General features: G+C 65.1%; 14 protein-coding genes and 1 tRNA gene. 4 read left to right on the forward strand and 11 right to left on the reverse strand.

Annotated elements, in window-relative coordinates; genetic code table 11:
* Positions 1–340 precede the first annotated feature (340 nt).
* Entirely contained in the window at positions 341–1,969 is a 1,629-nt protein-coding gene (locus tag IPV08_RS12445) for a B12-binding domain-containing radical SAM protein (protein ID WP_056429685.1), read from the reverse strand.
* A gap of 206 nt (positions 1,970–2,175) precedes the next feature.
* Positions 2,176–3,510, reverse strand: coding sequence for a PLP-dependent aminotransferase family protein (locus tag IPV08_RS12450; protein WP_207412101.1), 1,335 nt, complete (start codon positions 3,508–3,510; stop codon positions 2,176–2,178).
* A 798-nt stretch (positions 3,511–4,308) separates the two neighbouring features.
* On the opposite strand from IPV08_RS12450, the gene IPV08_RS12455 reads away from it, so the two are divergent.
* Both IPV08_RS12455 and IPV08_RS12460 read left to right on the forward strand, forming a co-directional pair.
* Positions 4,309–5,205: a sulfurtransferase gene (locus IPV08_RS12455; RefSeq protein WP_348646116.1), complete on the forward strand. Its 897-nt coding sequence runs from the start codon at positions 4,309–4,311 to the stop codon at positions 5,203–5,205.
* A 56-nt stretch (positions 5,206–5,261) separates the two neighbouring features.
* Positions 5,262–6,425: a YeeE/YedE thiosulfate transporter family protein gene (locus IPV08_RS12460; RefSeq protein ID WP_348646113.1), complete on the forward strand. Its 1,164-nt coding sequence runs from the start codon at positions 5,262–5,264 to the stop codon at positions 6,423–6,425.
* Positions 6,426–6,487: 62 nt separating this feature from the next.
* Here IPV08_RS12460 and rplA read toward each other — a convergent pair whose 3' ends face one another.
* From rplA to IPV08_RS12505, 9 genes are all read right to left on the reverse strand, one after another.
* Entirely contained in the window at positions 6,488–7,186 is a 699-nt protein-coding gene (rplA, locus tag IPV08_RS12465; protein WP_056429676.1) for a 50S ribosomal protein L1, read from the reverse strand.
* A 13-nt stretch (positions 7,187–7,199) separates the two neighbouring features.
* Positions 7,200–7,649 carry a 50S ribosomal protein L11 gene (rplK, locus tag IPV08_RS12470; RefSeq protein WP_018044245.1) on the reverse strand — a complete coding sequence of 150 codons (450 nt, stop codon included), beginning with the start codon at positions 7,647–7,649 and terminating at the stop codon, positions 7,200–7,202.
* Between the two features lie 198 nt (positions 7,650–7,847).
* Positions 7,848–8,381, reverse strand: a complete 534-nt coding sequence (gene nusG, locus IPV08_RS12475) for a transcription termination/antitermination protein NusG (protein WP_056429674.1) — start codon at positions 8,379–8,381, stop codon at positions 7,848–7,850.
* Between the two features lie 67 nt (positions 8,382–8,448).
* Complete coding sequence (gene secE, locus IPV08_RS12480) at positions 8,449–8,751, reverse strand: preprotein translocase subunit SecE (RefSeq protein WP_056429694.1); 303 nt, start codon at positions 8,749–8,751, stop codon at positions 8,449–8,451.
* Positions 8,752–8,978: 227 nt separating this feature from the next.
* Positions 8,979–9,055, reverse strand: a tRNA-Trp gene (locus IPV08_RS12485).
* An 83-nt stretch (positions 9,056–9,138) separates the two neighbouring features.
* Complete coding sequence (locus tag IPV08_RS12490) at positions 9,139–9,681, reverse strand: RNA 2'-phosphotransferase (RefSeq protein WP_207412103.1); 543 nt, start codon at positions 9,679–9,681, stop codon at positions 9,139–9,141.
* A gap of 121 nt (positions 9,682–9,802) precedes the next feature.
* Positions 9,803–10,993 carry an elongation factor Tu gene (gene tuf / locus IPV08_RS12495; RefSeq protein ID WP_207412100.1) on the reverse strand — a complete coding sequence of 397 codons (1,191 nt, stop codon included), beginning with the start codon at positions 10,991–10,993 and terminating at the stop codon, positions 9,803–9,805.
* A gap of 412 nt (positions 10,994–11,405) precedes the next feature.
* Complete coding sequence (locus tag IPV08_RS12500) at positions 11,406–12,098, reverse strand: NrsF family protein (RefSeq protein WP_207412104.1); 693 nt, start codon at positions 12,096–12,098, stop codon at positions 11,406–11,408.
* Positions 12,091–12,681: a sigma-70 family RNA polymerase sigma factor gene (locus tag IPV08_RS12505; protein ID WP_246747926.1), complete on the reverse strand. Its 591-nt coding sequence runs from the start codon at positions 12,679–12,681 to the stop codon at positions 12,091–12,093. Before IPV08_RS12505 ends, IPV08_RS12500 begins: the two co-directional genes overlap by 8 nt.
* A gap of 690 nt (positions 12,682–13,371) precedes the next feature.
* On the opposite strand from IPV08_RS12505, the gene IPV08_RS12510 reads away from it, so the two are divergent.
* On the forward strand, positions 13,372–14,829 hold the full coding sequence (locus IPV08_RS12510) for a PAS domain S-box protein (RefSeq protein ID WP_207412106.1): 1,458 nt from the start codon (positions 13,372–13,374) through the stop codon (positions 14,827–14,829).
* 336 nt (positions 14,830–15,165) lie between these two features.
* Positions 15,166–15,642, forward strand: coding sequence for a CsbD family protein (locus IPV08_RS12515; RefSeq protein WP_207412107.1), 477 nt, complete (start codon positions 15,166–15,168; stop codon positions 15,640–15,642).
* Positions 15,643–15,702 lie beyond the last annotated feature (60 nt).

The raw sequence follows: 15,702 nt of genomic DNA on the forward strand, positions 1-15,702 counted from the left end.
TCGGTCTTCCCCGTCTGTGCAGGCTGGGGAATTAAGCCGGTTGCCCGGCGCCTGCAGTCTCGGACAGGACATGGCCGGACGAGGCTTGAAGGAGCTGCTCGCCCCTTAAAGCCTTCCGGCCATTATCGCCTGGTTGCCCAGGCGAATTCGCATGTCGGATATCGACCGATTGGTCGAATCCTTTCAAAGTGTGAAATACGTGGAGCGGGGTCTATAGGCCCTAGCAAGCGCCCTGCCAAGTGCCCGAGGTGAAGAAATCCGCTTCGCATGTACGATTCTGGTTGACGGGATTTTCTCCCTCCTGTTCGGCGGGAGCATCTTCGGGCGCGGACGGAAGTCCCTATGTCGGCAGGAACTTACGCGCGGCCTGCCACCAGGGCGTCCGGGCATTCTCCAGCTTCTGCTCGGCCTTGGCCGCGTAGAAGGAGGCGTTGTGTTCGCCGCGCAGGGCTTCGCGGGTGAAGCGGATCAGGTGGTGGGCGACGAAGCCCATGTTGAAGACCGCCTCGATCTGCCCGCGCTTCAAGGCATGGCCGGCCGCGCGCCAGAACACGCCCCGGTAATCCGAGAGGATGCCCACGCGCAGGGCGATGTTGAAACCGAGCACGAGACCGCGACGGAGATTGGTCCGTGTGAGCTTGCCCCTGGTCGGCGTCTTGATCCTGTGCGGATAGGTCCGCTCCACCTGATAGCGGAAGCGCGCGAACAGGTTCTCCGGCTCGTAGGCATGGGCGATGGCCCGGCGCCAACTCGCCACCACATCGTCATGCGGACGCTTGAACAGGACGTTGGATTCCAGCGCCGCGTCATGGGTGAGACGTCCCTCGCGGGTCAGCCGGTCCCAGAGCGGTGTCTTCGGCAGGGCCTGGAGCAGGTTCATCGTCAGCACCGGCACCGCCGACTTATCGACGAAGTCGATGAGCTTCTGCTCCGAGCCGTCCGTCTCCGTGTCGAGGCCCAGGATGATGCCCGAGGTGACTTCGAGGCCGAAGCTGTTGAGAGTCTCGATGGCCTCGTACATCGGCACGGCGGCGTTGTGCTTCTTGTCGATGCCCGCCAGCGCGTCCTCTTCCGGCGTCTCGATGCCGACGAAGACGGTCATGAAGTTCGCCTGCCGCATCAGCTCGAGGATGTCGGGCTGCTTGGCCATGTTCAGGGTCGCCTCGCAGGCGAACTGAAGCGGGTAATGGTTCTTCTTCTGCCACTCCACGAGGTGGGGCAGCATGTCCTTCGTCGCCTTGCGGTTGCCGATGAAATTGTCGTCGACGAAGTACACGACGGCCGGATGGCCCGGCTGGGAGATGATCGCATCGAGCTCGCCGAGCATCTGCTCGGGAGTCTTCAGGCGGGGCTGACGGCCGTATAGCTGCGGGATATCGCAGAACTCGCAGCGATAGGGGCAGCCGGACGAGAACTGCAGGGAACCGATGAGGTAGCGCTTGAGGGGAGCGGCCTCGTAGGCAGGCGCCGGGAAATCGGAGAGCGGCAGACGCTCCTTGGTTTCGAGGCGAACTTGGCTCGCCGGAATGGACACGTCGCGGTCGAGGATCGACACGAGTTCGTCGGTAGCGTCGCCGATCTCGCCGATATGGAGATAGTCGAACTCGGGATATTGCTCGGGCGATCCGGAGACCGAAGGGCCGCCGAGCGCCGTCACCTTACCGGCCGCATGCGCCCGAGCGTAGATGTCCCGGATCTGGGGTGCCTGGATGTGCATGCCCGATACGAACACCGCATCGGCCCAGGCGAAATCGTCCGGCCCGGCCCGTTTGATGTTCTCGTCGATGAACCGGTACTCCCATTCCTCCGGCATGTAAGCCGCGATGAGGAGCAGGCCCTGAGGCGGCATGAACGCCTTTACCCCGCCCATTAACGGGTAGGCGTGGGCGAAAGTCCCGAAGGACGGCGTGTATGCGGGAAAGACGCACAGGATGCGTCGTTTCGAGGTGACGGAGAGGGTGCATCGCATGGCGGCATACCTAGCACAGACAGGTGCGAAGGCGTCACCCTCGCATGTTGATTTCTTTGCCCTTTCCAGGGCGGGTTTTGATCGTGCCCAAGCCGGAGCCGTGACGTTCGCGCGCGTTTGACGCAGCCTCGAACGGGCCGCGTCGATTCAAGCGTGCGATGCGACTGTCCGGCATCGGCCGGTAGGCTTCGAATGGCCCGGAGAGCCTATTCCACCACGGCCTCGTCACCATCGAGGACGAGGCGCCGCAATGTCCGTAGAGCGCTGTCCAGACGCGCGAAAGGTGGCGAGCCGAGGGCGAGGCGCACCCCATTCTCCGGCGTCGAGGTCCCGACGGCGAAGGCGCTGGCGGGGGATACCGCGACACCGTTGCGCGCCGCGGCAGCCGCATAGCGTTCGGCGCTCCAATGGGAGGGCAACGAGAGCCAGAGGTGGAAGGCTCTCGGGTCACCCCGCACGTCGAGGCCCGCCAATGCTTCCCTGGCGGCATGCTGGCGCGCGGTCGCGTCCGCCCGCTTGGCGGTCTCGATCCGCCTCGCGGTTCCGTCGTCGATGAGGTGGAGCGCCATCGCCAGGGGAAGGCCGCTCGCCGTCCAGGCTCCGGTGCGGATCGCGGCGCCGAGCCGCTGCACCAAACCGGAGGGCGCCGCGACGAAGCCCAGGCTCAGGCCGGGAGCCAGCCGTTTCGACAGGCTGTCGATGAGGATCACGCGGTCCGGTGCCAGGGCCGCCAAGGGTTCCTCGTCACACAGGAAACCGTAGACGGAATCCTCGATACAGACGAGGTCGTGCCGGTGGAGGGCCGACGCTACGGCGCGCCGCCGTTCTGCGCTCATGCTCTGGCCGAGGGGGCTTTGCAGGACGGGCTGCAGATAGAGGGCCCGCAGGGGCTTCTCCCCATGCGCTCGCTCGATGGCATCCGGGGTCACCCCCTCCGCATCCATCGGTAGGGCGACGAGCTCGATACCGAGGCGGTGCGCGAGGCCTTTGACGATGGGATAGGTCATGGCCTCCACCCCGATCCGGTCGCCGGGTTGGGCCAGCGCCGCCATGGCCGCAGCGATGCCCTGACGTCCCGTCCCGGTGAAGAGGACGGTTTCGGGATCGGCCGACCACCCTCCCCGCGCGAAGAAACCGGCCGCCTTGGCTCGCGCCGGCCCGGCCGCACCCGGCCTGACGGGTGGGAACGTGGCCTGAATCCGGGCCGGATCGAGAAGAGGCTTGAGGCTGGCGGCGAGATCCGCCGCTTGATGGGGCAGGATGGAGAAGACGTGTTCGAGATTGACGAGGCCGCCTTCCGCCTCTCGTTCGCCTGCCGCGTCCGGCTCCGCGTTGCGGATGAACGTACCGCGGCCGACTTCTCCGGTGACGAGCCCGCGCCGCGTGAGCTCCGCATAGACTCGACTGGCGGTAGAGACGGCGATCCCACGCTCGTATGCGAATTGCCTTTGCGTCGGCATCCGGCTTCCCGGGGCCATGCGCCCCTGCGCGATATCCGCAGCGATCCCGTCCGAAATCATCCGGTAGTCGGCCAAGCTCATATTGCTCCGAGTGCAATGTATTGATTGATTCGATTCAAATTCGGATCAATGACGAGTTGCGAGCGAATGGAGCCCCATCGAAATGCCGAACCGCGATACTCTAGGGCCGATCCTAAGTCCCGAACGGAAGGTCGCTTTCCTTCCTAGCCTAAGGACCTCTTCCGACCAAGCACAGAGGCAACTTTCGCCTGGGCCCCTCGGGATCCTATCAATCTGGCTCAGGCGCTTCACCGGGAGGCGTACAATTCGAGAATTGACCTCGGAGCAAGTTAGAGAGCTCGATCTCGATCCCGTGGCTTTGCGCCTGGAAGCCGCGAAACCGTTCTGGCGTGCATGAACCTGAAGACAGCGTCGGAATCCGGGAGCGGGCTCGTGCGGACGGGCCGCAAAGCCCTCGGGCTACCCAGCGAGGAATTATCCACGCTCAGGGCTCCGGCGCTGCCGGGTATCTCGGACCCGGTTCCGGGTAGCCGCCGTCATCGGATTCATCGGCTTTCACGGACGGTTCAATGGCGAAGATAATCCCTGTCTTTTTAGGCTCGCATTGGAACCTATATTCCAACATCACGCAAATATTTGAAAAACCATTGTATTGATTCTGCTGGCGATCGGAAACACCATCATATTGTCAAGTTTCGGGGCATGGCCCGTGGTCGACGATACGACCCGGGCGGCACGGTCGACGGCCGAGCACAGCCCACCGCGACGCGACGACCTTATCCTCGCCGGAGCGCGCCCGTGTCCTTCAGAACCCTTCTTGCCGCTCGTATCGCGCTGGCCGCCTTGGCGTTGCCGACGATCGGGCATGTGGCGGCGCATGCCGCCGAACAGAAACAAGCCCAAACCAGCCCCCTCGTATCCACCGAGTGGCTCGAGGCCAACCTAAACTCGCCGAAGCTGCGGATCGTCGAGGTCAGCGTGGAGCCAGGCGTGTACGAGCGCGGCCACATTCCCAATGCGCAGAACGTCCTCTGGCACACGGATCTCGTGGAGACGGTGAGCCGCGACATCGCGGGACCGGACAAGTTCGCCGCCCTGATCCGGCGTCTCGGCATCGACCGCGACACCACGGTGATCCTCTACGGCGACAACAACAACTGGTTCGCCGCTTGGGGGGCTTGGGTGTTCGCGCAGTACGGTCTCGTCGACAACGTGAAGCTGCTCGATGGTGGCCGCAAGAAATGGGAGGCCGAGAAGCGGCAGCTCGATACCCGCAGCCCCGACGTGGCCGCCTCGGCCTTCCCCGTCACGCCGGTCTCGACGGGCCAGCGCGCCCGTCTCGCGGACGTGCTCGCCGTGGCGCGCAAGGAGCGGGACGAGACGATCCTCGATATCCGCTCGCCGGATGAGTTCTCGGGCAAGCTCATCGCGCCGGCAGGCGTGCAGGAACTCGCGATCCGGGCAGGCCATATCCCCGGTTCGGTGAACGTGCCCTGGGCCAAGGCCGTGAACCCGGACGGCACCCTGAAATCCGTGCCGGAGCTGAAGAAGCTCTACGCCGATGTGGGGATCGATGGGTCCAAGCCGGTCATCACCTCCTGCCGCATCGGCGAGCGCTCGAGCCATTCCTGGTTCGTGCTCAGCCGCGTCCTCGGCTACCCCGTGCGGAATTACGACGGGTCCTGGACGGAATACGGAAACGCCGTCGGCGTGCCGGTGGTGAACCTTGCCGGGACGGTGTGGTCGGGCAAGTGACGGCGTCGCCGATATCCGAACCTCCAGCGCCCGGTCCTTCGACCGGGCGTTCCCCCGTGCCGTTGCGGTTCGCGTCGGCGGCCCTGATCGGCGTGAGTATCCTGGCCGCCGCCTTGAATCTCTCCGGCGATCCCGGCAGCAGCCGTCTCGCGCTCTCGCTGACATTCGGAGCCCTTTTCGGCTTCGTGCTCCAGCGCTCGCGCTTCTGCTTCTTCTGCCTGTGGCGCGATCTGATCGACCGGCGAGACCCGCGCGGCGCCCTCGGCATCCTCGCCGCGCTCGCCGCCGGTACGGTCGGCTATGCTGTCGTGCTGGGGGCATGGCTGCCCGATCCGAGTGGGGTGCGGTTGCCGCCCGACGCCCATATCGGTCCCGTCGGGCCGATCCTCGCCCTTGCCGGTGCCGCTTTCGGAGCGGGCATGGCGATCTCGGGCTCCTGCATCGGCGCTCATCTCTACCGCCTCGGCGAGGGATCACCCACGGCACCGTTCGCCCTGGTCGGAACAGCCCTGGGCTTCGTCCTCGGCTTCCTCACCTGGAACACGCTCTATCTCGCCAGCATTTCGGAAGCGCCCGTCATCTGGCTGCCCCGACATCTCGGCTATGCCGGCAGCCTCGTCCTCACTCTCGCGGTCCTGGCGGCTCTCGCGGTGCCCCTTCTGCGGTGGCTGCCGCCCGCCGATGCGGCGCCATCGAGGCGCATCGCGCCGCTGCGTGCCGTCTTCGTCGAGCGTTGGCCGACCTGGCTCGGCGGACTCGCTGTCGGCGCTCTCGGAACCTTGGCGTATCTCAGGGTCGGCCCCCTCGGCGTCACCGCCGAGATTGGCGGACGGGCGAGGCAGGCCGCTGCCGGGCTCGATCTCCTGCCCGCGCGCCTCGAAGGGCTCGACGGGTTTCGTGGCTGCGCCACCGCCATCCGCGATGCGATCCTGACGCCGAACGGGGTATTCATCGCGGGGCTCGTCGCGGCGTCCCTGGCCGCCGCTCTGGCGGCGGGGGAGTTCCGCCCCGCCCTGCCGACGCGGGGCCAGGCCGTGCGCGGTCTCGTCGGCGGCCTTCTCCTCGGCTGGGGCGCCATGACCGGTCTCGGCTGCAGCGTCGGAACGTTGCTATCGGGAATCATGGCCGGAGCCGCATCCGGATGGGTCTTCGGCGCGGCGATGTTCGCCGGCCTCACCGCGACGCTTCTCGCTGGCCGGCGTCTGAAGCTTCTCGCTTAGACAAAAGAAAACGCCCGGCCATGACAGCCGGGCGTTTCCTATTTTCGTGAGGCGGGTGCCGATCAGGCGGTCAGCACGGTCGACGGCTCGACCTTCACACCGGGGCCCATCGACGACGTGACGGCGATGCGCTGGATGTAGGTGCCCTTGGCGCCGGCCGGCTTGGCCTTGGCCACCGCGTCGGCGAACGCCTTGATGTTCTCGACGAGCTTGGTCTCGTCGAAGGAGACCTTGCCGATGCCGGCATGGACGATGCCAGCCTTCTCGACGCGGAACTCCACCGAGCCGCCCTTGGCGCCGGCGACCGCGGACTTCACGTCCATGGTGACGGTGCCGACCTTCGGGTTCGGCATCAGGCCGCGCGGGCCGAGCACCTTGCCGAGACGACCGACGAGCGGCATCAGGTCCGGGGTCGCGATGCAGCGGTCGAACTCAATCTTGCCGCTCTGGACGATCTCGAGCAGATCCTCTGCGCCGACGATGTCGGCACCGGCGGCCTTGGCCTCGTCGGCCTTGGCGCCGCGGGCGAACACCGCCACCCGCACGGTACGGCCGGAGCCGTTCGGCAGGTTGCAGACGCCGCGGACCATCTGGTCGGCGTGGCGCGGGTCGACGCCAAGGTTCATCGAGATCTCAACGGTCTCGTCGAACTTGGCGCTGGCCTTCTGCTTCACCAGGGCGATCGCCTCGGCGATCGGGTAGAGCTTGAGCGCGTCGATGCCCTCGCGGGCGGCGCGGATGCGCTTGCCTTCATGTGCCATTGTGCCCTCCCCCTTAAGCGACGACGTCGAGGCCCATGGCCCGCGCGGAGCCACGGATCATGGCGACGGCGGCGTCAACCGAGTCGCAGTTCAGGTCGGGCATCTTCTTCTCGGCGATCTCGCGAAGCTGAGCTTCGGTGACCTTGCCCACCGTCGGGCCCTTGCCCGGAGTCTTGGAGCCGGAAGCCGGCTTCTTGCCGATCTTCAGACCGGCAGCCTTCTTCAGGAAGAAGGTGACCGGCGGCTGCTTCATCTCGAAGGTGAAGGAGCGGTCCTGATACGCCGTGATGACGACCGGGATCGGGGTGCCCTTCTCGATCTGAGAGGTCTTCGCGTTGAAGGCCTTGCAGAATTCCATGATGTTCAGGCCGCGCTGACCGAGCGCGGGACCGATGGGCGGCGACGGGTTCGCGGCGCCGGCCGGAACCTGAAGCTTCACGTAGCCCGTGATCTTCTTTGCCATAGGGACTGCTCCCAAATGTAGCCCGTCGCCCGGCTGCCTCGAGCACGGACGATACGAGCGGTTGCAGGTCGCGGTGCGATCCGTGGATCCCGGCGGCAAACCGGGCGGACCTCCCGCGGGTTATGACGAACGCGAATCGCGGACGGCGAGGAGGCTTTGCCTACCTTCGCCATCCGCGTTTCGTCATTCGCCTGACGATCAGACCTTCTCGACCTGAGCGTATTCGAGTTCCACCGGAGTGGCGCGACCGAAGATCGACACGGCGACCTTGAGGCGCGAACGGCTCTCGTCGATTTCCTCGACGGTGCCGTTGAAGGATGCGAAGGGACCGTCGGAGACGCGGACGGTCTCGCCGATCTCGAAGGAGATCGAGGGCTTGGGACGATCGACGCCCTCGGCGACCTGCCCCTTGATCCGCTCCGCCTCGGAATCGGGAATCGGCACCGGCTTCGACTTGTCAGCGCCGAGGAAGCCCGTGACCTTCGGGGTGTTCTTGATGAGGTGGTAGACTTCGTCGGTGAGGTCGCATTTCACCAGGACGTAGCCCGGGAAAAACTTGCGCTCGGCATCGACCTTGCGGCCGCGGCGAACCTCGACGACCTTCTCGGTCGGAACCATGACCTCGTCGAACAGCTCCATCAGCCCGCGCTGCGCCGCCTGATCCTTGATGGACTGCGCGACCTTGTTCTCGAAATTCGAGTAGGCGTGGACGATGTACCAGCGTTTCGACACGGTTCTCACCAAATCCTGACGTCGGCCTGCCCGGTCGCGACGACGCGCCCAGGAAGACTCAGTTGTTCTAGGCGCCGACCCCGAGGATCAGGGTCACGATGTAGCGCAGTGCCTGGTCCACGACCGTGAAGAAGATGCTCGCCGCCACCACCATGATGAACACCATGATCGTCGTCACGGTGGTCTCCTTGCGGCTCGGCCACGTGACCTTGCGGCCCTCGTCGCGCACCTGGGACAGGAACTCGGCCGGGCCGACGCGCTTGGGCGCGGGCCGCACGGGCGGAGTGCCCCGAGGCGGCGTCGGCGTAGCGGCGCCGCGCTGCGGAGTGCGCGCCAGATCCGCCTTCTTCGTTGCTTCGTTCGATGCCATTGATGCCAACAACAGGGAAAATCGGCCCTGACCGGAAAGCGGACCGGTGCGGAGGCTCTGGTCGAAGCCCGCACCGAACACATTTACCGATCTCGGAATGCGAACGCTCTAGCGCAAGTCCCGGGTCTTGTCGACCGTCGCGGACATGTCGACAGAAAGCTGGAGACACGCTCCGGTTCGACATTCCCGATGGGAGGCCGATCCGGCATTGCGCTTAAGGATAACACTGGCAGGAGTGGAGGGACTCGAACCCGCAACCTCCGGTTTTGGAGACCGGCGCTCTGACCAGTTGAGCTACACTCCTACGCGGGACGCTCAATGCCCGATCATTTCCGCCGGCGCAAGAGCCCAAGGCGTGCCGCCGCCGAAATTGCGATGGTACAGCTGTCACGGCTCCTCGAACCGGCCAAGATAGGCTGGCGGCACATGCCCGACGAGCCAGACACCGTTGTCCGCACGGTAGAAATGCGTGCCGGCCTGCCACATGCTCTGCGCCGCGACGGTGAGGACGGCTGGTTTCCCGTGCCGCCGGCCGACGCGGCGGGCGGTTTCCGCTTCGGAGGAGAGATGGACGTGGTTCCTCGCGCCGGGCCTGAGGCCGTTGGCCAGGATGGCCGGAACCGCATGGATCGCGGTGCCATGGAACAGGATGGGCGGCGGTTTACAGGGAGCGAGATCCAGGGTCACCTCGACGGAATGCCCCTGGGCCGCCCTAATCCGCGAACCGTCCGGCGACAGGGTGAAGCGTTTCTTGTCACTCGTGGCGACGATCTCGTCGAGGGTAACGCGATCGATGGCTGTCCCGGATCGGAGGGCGGCCGCAAGCAGGGTGTCGATGTCGACCCACCCCTGACGATCCAGGGTGATCCCGATCGCATCCGGGGCATGCCGCAGCACGTAGCTGAGAAACTTGCTGGTTTCCTTGCTCACGACGGGCTCCTGTTTCCCGGTGGCGTTCGCTCAAAACAAAAGAGCCGGCGCGAAGCCGGCTCTTTCGAACATTACAGGTGGGGCGAGCCGCGTCGCCGAAACGGCGCGGCTCTCCGCATTCTCAGTCGTTGATGGCTGCGACGACGCCTGCGCCGACGGTGCGTCCGCCTTCACGGATGGCGAAGCGGAGCTTCTCTTCCATGGCGACGGGGACGATGAGGGTGACGTCCATGGTGACGCTGTCACCGGGCATCACCATCTCGGTGCCCTCGGGCAGTTCGCAGACACCGGTCACGTCCGTGGTGCGGAAGTAGAACTGGGGCCGGTAGTTGGTGAAGAACGGGGTGTGGCGACCGCCCTCCTCCTTGGTGAGGATGTAGGCTTCGGCCTTGAACTTGGTGTGGGGCTTGACCGAGCCCGGCTTGCACACGACCTGGCCGCGCTCGACGTCTTCACGCTTGGTGCCGCGCAGGAGCACGCCGACATTGTCGCCGGCCTGGCCCTGGTCGAGCAGCTTGCGGAACATCTCGACGCCCGTGACCGTGGTGGTCTGGGTGTCGCGGATGCCGACGATCTCCACGGTCTCGCCGACCTTGACGATGCCGCGCTCGACGCGACCCGTCACCACGGTGCCGCGTCCCGAGATCGAGAACACGTCCTCGATCGGCATCAGGAACGGCTTGTCGATCGGACGCTCCGGCTGCGGGATGTAGGCATCCACGCTCGCCATCAGGGCCAGCACGGCGTCATGGCCGACGGCCTTGTCGCCGTTGTCGAGAGCCACCTTGGCCGAACCCTTGGTGATCGGGATGTCGTCGCCGGGGAAGTCGTACTTGGAGAGGAGCTCGCGCACCTCCATCTCGACGAGCTCGAGGAGCTCCTCGTCGTCGACGAGGTCGACCTTGTTGAGGAACACCACCAGCGCCGGCACGCCGACCTGACGGGCGAGCAGGATGTGCTCGCGGGTCTGCGGCATCGGGCCGTCGGCGGCCGACACGACCAGGATCGCGCCGTCCATCTGCGCCGCACCCGTGATCATGTTCTTCACGTAATCGGCGTGGCCGGGGCAATCGACGTGGGCGTAGTGACGGTTGGCCGTCTCGTACTCGACGTGAGCCGTCGAGATCGTGATGCCGCGCGCCTTCTCCTCGGGGGCCTTGTCGATCTGGTCGTAGGCCGTGAACGTCGCGCCACCCGACTCCGCCAGGACCTTCGTGATCGCAGCCGTCAGCGACGTCTTGCCGTGGTCAACGTGACCAATCGTGCCAATGTTGCAGTGCGGCTTGGTGCGGGCAAATTTCTCTTTGGCCATCGTCACATTCCTAAGACAAAGTCACATGAGCGGTCGCCCAGGGCGGCGCTCGAGGTGTCGAGCCGGGCGAAAGACGCCGCCCGGATAGAGGCTTGGCGTCAGATGATCAAGGGATGATGACTGTGGAGGCCGAATCGAGCCTGCGGCTTGGTCGTCCATTCGCTGTCCGGCCTCCACCTCGGATGCGGGGTCACACCGTTCCGCGAACGACGGCACCGGCCGCACGCTCGTTTAAGATGGGAACGACGAGACTGTCGGTCGGCGTGAAGATCTGCGCCGAGGGAGATGGCACGGTCATGCGTGTCGTCGGCGGACGGAAGGGCCGGTCGAAGGACGTTAGCGCGGCATGATCTAGGCCATCTCACCGGCCGCCGCGGGGCCCCGCTCGATCGGAAACGCTGCTCCTGCCCGCCTACGGATCGGCCTCCGACGCCGTGGCGGCCGGGCGTCGGCGGGGTGCGCCTTCGAGGATGCGCCCGCCGAGGAGTCCGTTGAGGCCGACCACGATGAAAACGGCCACGAGGTGCACCGCCAGATCCGTCGCGGTGGCGTCGTGGGGATGGAACGGCACCAGAAGCGCCGCTGCCGCCGCCGCGACGGCCAAGCCTCCGAGAGCCGCCGTGAGGCTCGGGTTCAAGGGGCAGGCCCGGCGCAACATCGTGACGAGCAGGATTGAGAGCGGCAGAGAGACGCCCATCAGGAAAACGAAGCAGCCGCGCATCTCTCCGGTTTCGGCGAGGTTCGAAGCCGGAGCGAGCCAGGCCCGCAGGCAACCGAGCCCGCTGACGCCGAGCCACACAACCAGAGGCGGGATCGGCAGAAGAGCCCAGGCCCGGCTGTGGCCCGGCACGCTGCTCTGGAAGGCCGCGAAGGCTGCGGCCATGCTCGTCAACATCGCCCCGAGCGCGGCATAGCGAAGATCCGGAACGCCGAGGCGCAATTGCAGGCTGGCGGCGTCGGACAGGGGCAGCAGGAGGATGGCCAGGGCGAGCACGGCGGAGAACCAGGCGACGGCCCGCCATCCCGGCCCCGGCAGCGGGCGGACCGGCGCGAGCGACCGGGCCAGCTCCTCGACGAGACGTTCGTGGCTGGCGGGATCAGACATCCGAGCCCTCCTTGCTGGATGAGAGAGCGGCACGCAGGGCTTTCAGAGCCCGATGGAAATTGACTTTCAGCGCCGTCTTGGTCCGCCCGGTGAGAACGGACGCCTCCTCGAGGGATAACTCGCGCAGGGCGATGTGTTCGATCGCCTCGCGCTGCCCCGGGGGAAGATGGGCGACGGCCTCGGTCACGGCCCGATGCCGAGCTCGGATTTCAAGATCGTGCCCGGGCGGGGGCCCATCATCGGCGCGTGTCTCGTAGGCGATAGGATCGTGAACCTCTCGTGGCCGACGGCTGTCATGGCGCATGGCGTCGATGGCGCGCCGATGGGCGATCGCGCGGAGCCACGGGAGAAAGGGTCTGGACGGGTCGTAGCTTGCCCGCGCCCGGTGGATCGTCAGCAGAGTGTCCTGGACCACATCGTCGAGGCTCGGCCCCTGCACGCCCTTGGCCCTCGCCATCGCGGAGATGACGGGCACGCAGTCTCGCAGAAGTTGGCGATAGGCGACGGCATCGCCGTTCTGAGCCGCCTGCATCGCAGCTGCCAGTGACGCCTCGCCGGACGATGGCGTCGATCGGGCGGGCATGGACGCGATGCTTCCGGGGGCTTCGGACCGAGCCGGTAGGACGGAGAAGCGGCCCGAATATGCCGCCTGCGCCAGGCTCATCGCCAAGACTCTAATTCGCTGCCGGGGACTTGGCCACACCGCCCTCCGCCATCGAGATCGTGGCAACGGCATTCCGCCGCGACGGCTGGAGCGCGGGCAAGCGTGCTCATGTGGAACGGTCCCCTTATCGCAACTCAGGTTCGACGGCGGCTCTGAGACGGATTTCGGCGATCACACGCTCCCGGTTACGTCAGGGGCAGCGATGGTCGCGGGCCGGGAACACACAGGCTCGCTCCGTGACGACGCGCCCCCCGTTGGAACGCGGGACTTTCCGCCTCTTGCCTCCGCGTGCCCACACCAAAAACTTTCGAGCGATGATTGAATAGAGCACGTTGTTTCGTCGATTTCTTTTTAGGTCGAATCTTTATTTGTAAATTGATTTGTCTCGATGTTCAGAGCGTAACTTCTCAAGGTAAAGAACGGGTCCTGTTCCATCAGATAATGAATATTTAAGTTCGCCAATCGTCATCATGAATGGGCGCACCGAAATCAAGAGGGCTGTGTTCAGCGAGATATACCAGTGTTTCGACGCTTTACCCTGGAACTGCTTACGCATGCATCTGTTGAAGGCGGGGCTGTGGCCCGGATCGGGGAGCGGTGGGAGCGACGGTGACACTTGGCGTCGACAGGTACGAACTCCGGCAGATCATCGCCGGCCTCAGCGAGGGGGTGATCCTGGTCGAGCCGAACCAGACCATCGCCTATGCCAACGAGGCTGCCCTGGCGATGCATGGCGTGGAATCCATGGATGTGCTCGGGGAAACGGTCGATGCCTATCGCGAGCGTTTCGCCCTGCGCTACCGCAATAATCGCACCCCCAATCAATATCCGATCGAGCGCGTCGTATCCGGCGAGACGTTCCACGACGTGATCGTCGAGGTGACCCGGACCGACAAGCCGGACGTGACCTTCGTCCATTCCCTCCGCAGTCTCGTGGCCACGGATCGGGAGGGCAATCCGAGTTGCCTCGCCCTCATCCTGAAGGACGTCTCGGACCAGTTCGAGGCCGAGGATCGCTTCGAGAAGACCTTCAACGCGAATCCGGCCCCGGCCGTAATCTGCCGGCTCTCCGACCTGCGCCACGTGAAGGTCAATCTCGGATTCCTCGAGATGACGGGCTACACCCGGGATGCCGTCATCGGCCGCAGCGTCTACGAGGTCGATGTGCTGGCGGGCGCCCGCAACCGGGACCTGGCCATCTCGCGACTGAACGAGGGTGGCACCATCCCGCAGATGGAGGCCTGTCTCGATCTGCCCGACGGGGGCGAGCGTCACGTCATCGTCGCCGGCCAGCCGATGGAGCTCGGCGAAGAAGCCTGCATGCTCTTCACCTTCGCCGACCTCGAATTGCGCCGGAAGGCCGAGATGGCTTTGCGCCAGAGCGAGGAGCGTTTCGCCAAGGCATTCCGCCTGACCCCCGTGCCAACCGTGCTGGCACGGGCGGACGGTTTCACGATCACGGGGGTGAACGAGGCCTTCAGCCGGGTCTTCGGCCATGCCAGCGATACGGTCGCCGGGCGTTCGCCCGCGGAGCTCGGGCTCTGGGTTCACGATGCGGCCCGCGAGAAATTCGAGAGCGCGGTGGCTCTGACCGGCTACGTCATCGGCCTTGAAGTCTGCCTCTGCCACCAGGACGGAACCAGCCTCGATTGCCTCGTCTCGGCCGAACGGGTCGAGATCGGGGACGATGTCTACGCACTCCTCGTCCTGCAGGACATCACGGAGCGCAAGCGCGGCGAGCGCGACCTGTTCGAGGCCATCGAGACCGTCATGGCCGATACGTCCTGGTTCAGTCGCGGGCTCATCGACAAGCTCGCCAACCTGCGCGGGCCGGGAGGCGATCACATGGATGCGATCGCGCCGAACATGACGGTGCGCGAGCGGCAGATTCTCGATCTCATCTGCTCCGGGCTCGGTGACGATGCCATCGCCAAGCGCCTGACCCTGTCCCGAAACACCGTGCGCAACCACGCCGCCGCCCTCTACCGCAAGCTCGGCGTGCACAAGCGTTCCGAAGCCATCGTCTGGGGACGGAACAATGGGTTTCCGGCCGGATCAACCGGTTAAATAAAATCCCTGTACCAGTACAAATCAACCATTGATTGGCGGGTGATGCGCGCCAGTTAAGATGTCGAACTACAAGGCATGCAGGTGTGCGCGCCAAGAACATCCAATGGATATCTGAACGAGACTAAATCTGCAGCAGAGGCGCATATTACAAAGGCCTCGATCAAATACGTCGTCATCAAAATATTGGGTGACGTAAAGATCGGCGTCTAATGGAAAAATCAGCGGAAACTTATCTGATCTGGATGGTTGTCCGAAGCGAAATCTTCGGTCTGGCGTATTCTGGGTAATACCAGCGCGATCCTATCGAATGAGTACGTAAACAGGGGGAATACCATGGTCGATACCTATCGGATCACTGGAGTCGCCGAGGAACTCGGTGGGAAGATCCAGGGGGCTGTCGGCGATCTGACCGGTTCGAACCGAAATTCCGTCGAGGGCCGTGCACGCGAAGTCCATGGCGAGGTCGAGAACCTTTACGGCCAAGCCAAAGACGCGATCGTCGAGGCTGCCAGTGCCACCCGCAACGCCATCGACGACGTTGCGGGTCCAGACGGGCGTGAGATCAAGGCCCGTGTGCGTGAGGCTCAGAACGCCGCCGGCGAAACCTATGAGCGTGCCGAACGCTCCGTGCGCAATGCCGCACGCGAGGCCTACGATGATGCCGAGGATGCCTACGACAACGTCGGCAATCACCTGCGCCGGGGTGGTCGGGAGGTGACCCATCAGGTTGCCAAACATCCCGTGGCCGCCCTGCTGGCCGCCGGCTTCCTCGGCTACGGAATCGGCCTCCTCATCCACGGGCGCGACTAAGCTCCCGCCATCCCTAGACTTTCCCCTTCGTCCTTCCCCGCTCGGACGACCGAATCCTTC

The organism is Methylobacterium sp. SD274, assembly GCF_017355285.1.
In the GTDB taxonomy this organism is placed as follows: domain Bacteria; phylum Pseudomonadota; class Alphaproteobacteria; order Rhizobiales; family Beijerinckiaceae; genus Methylobacterium.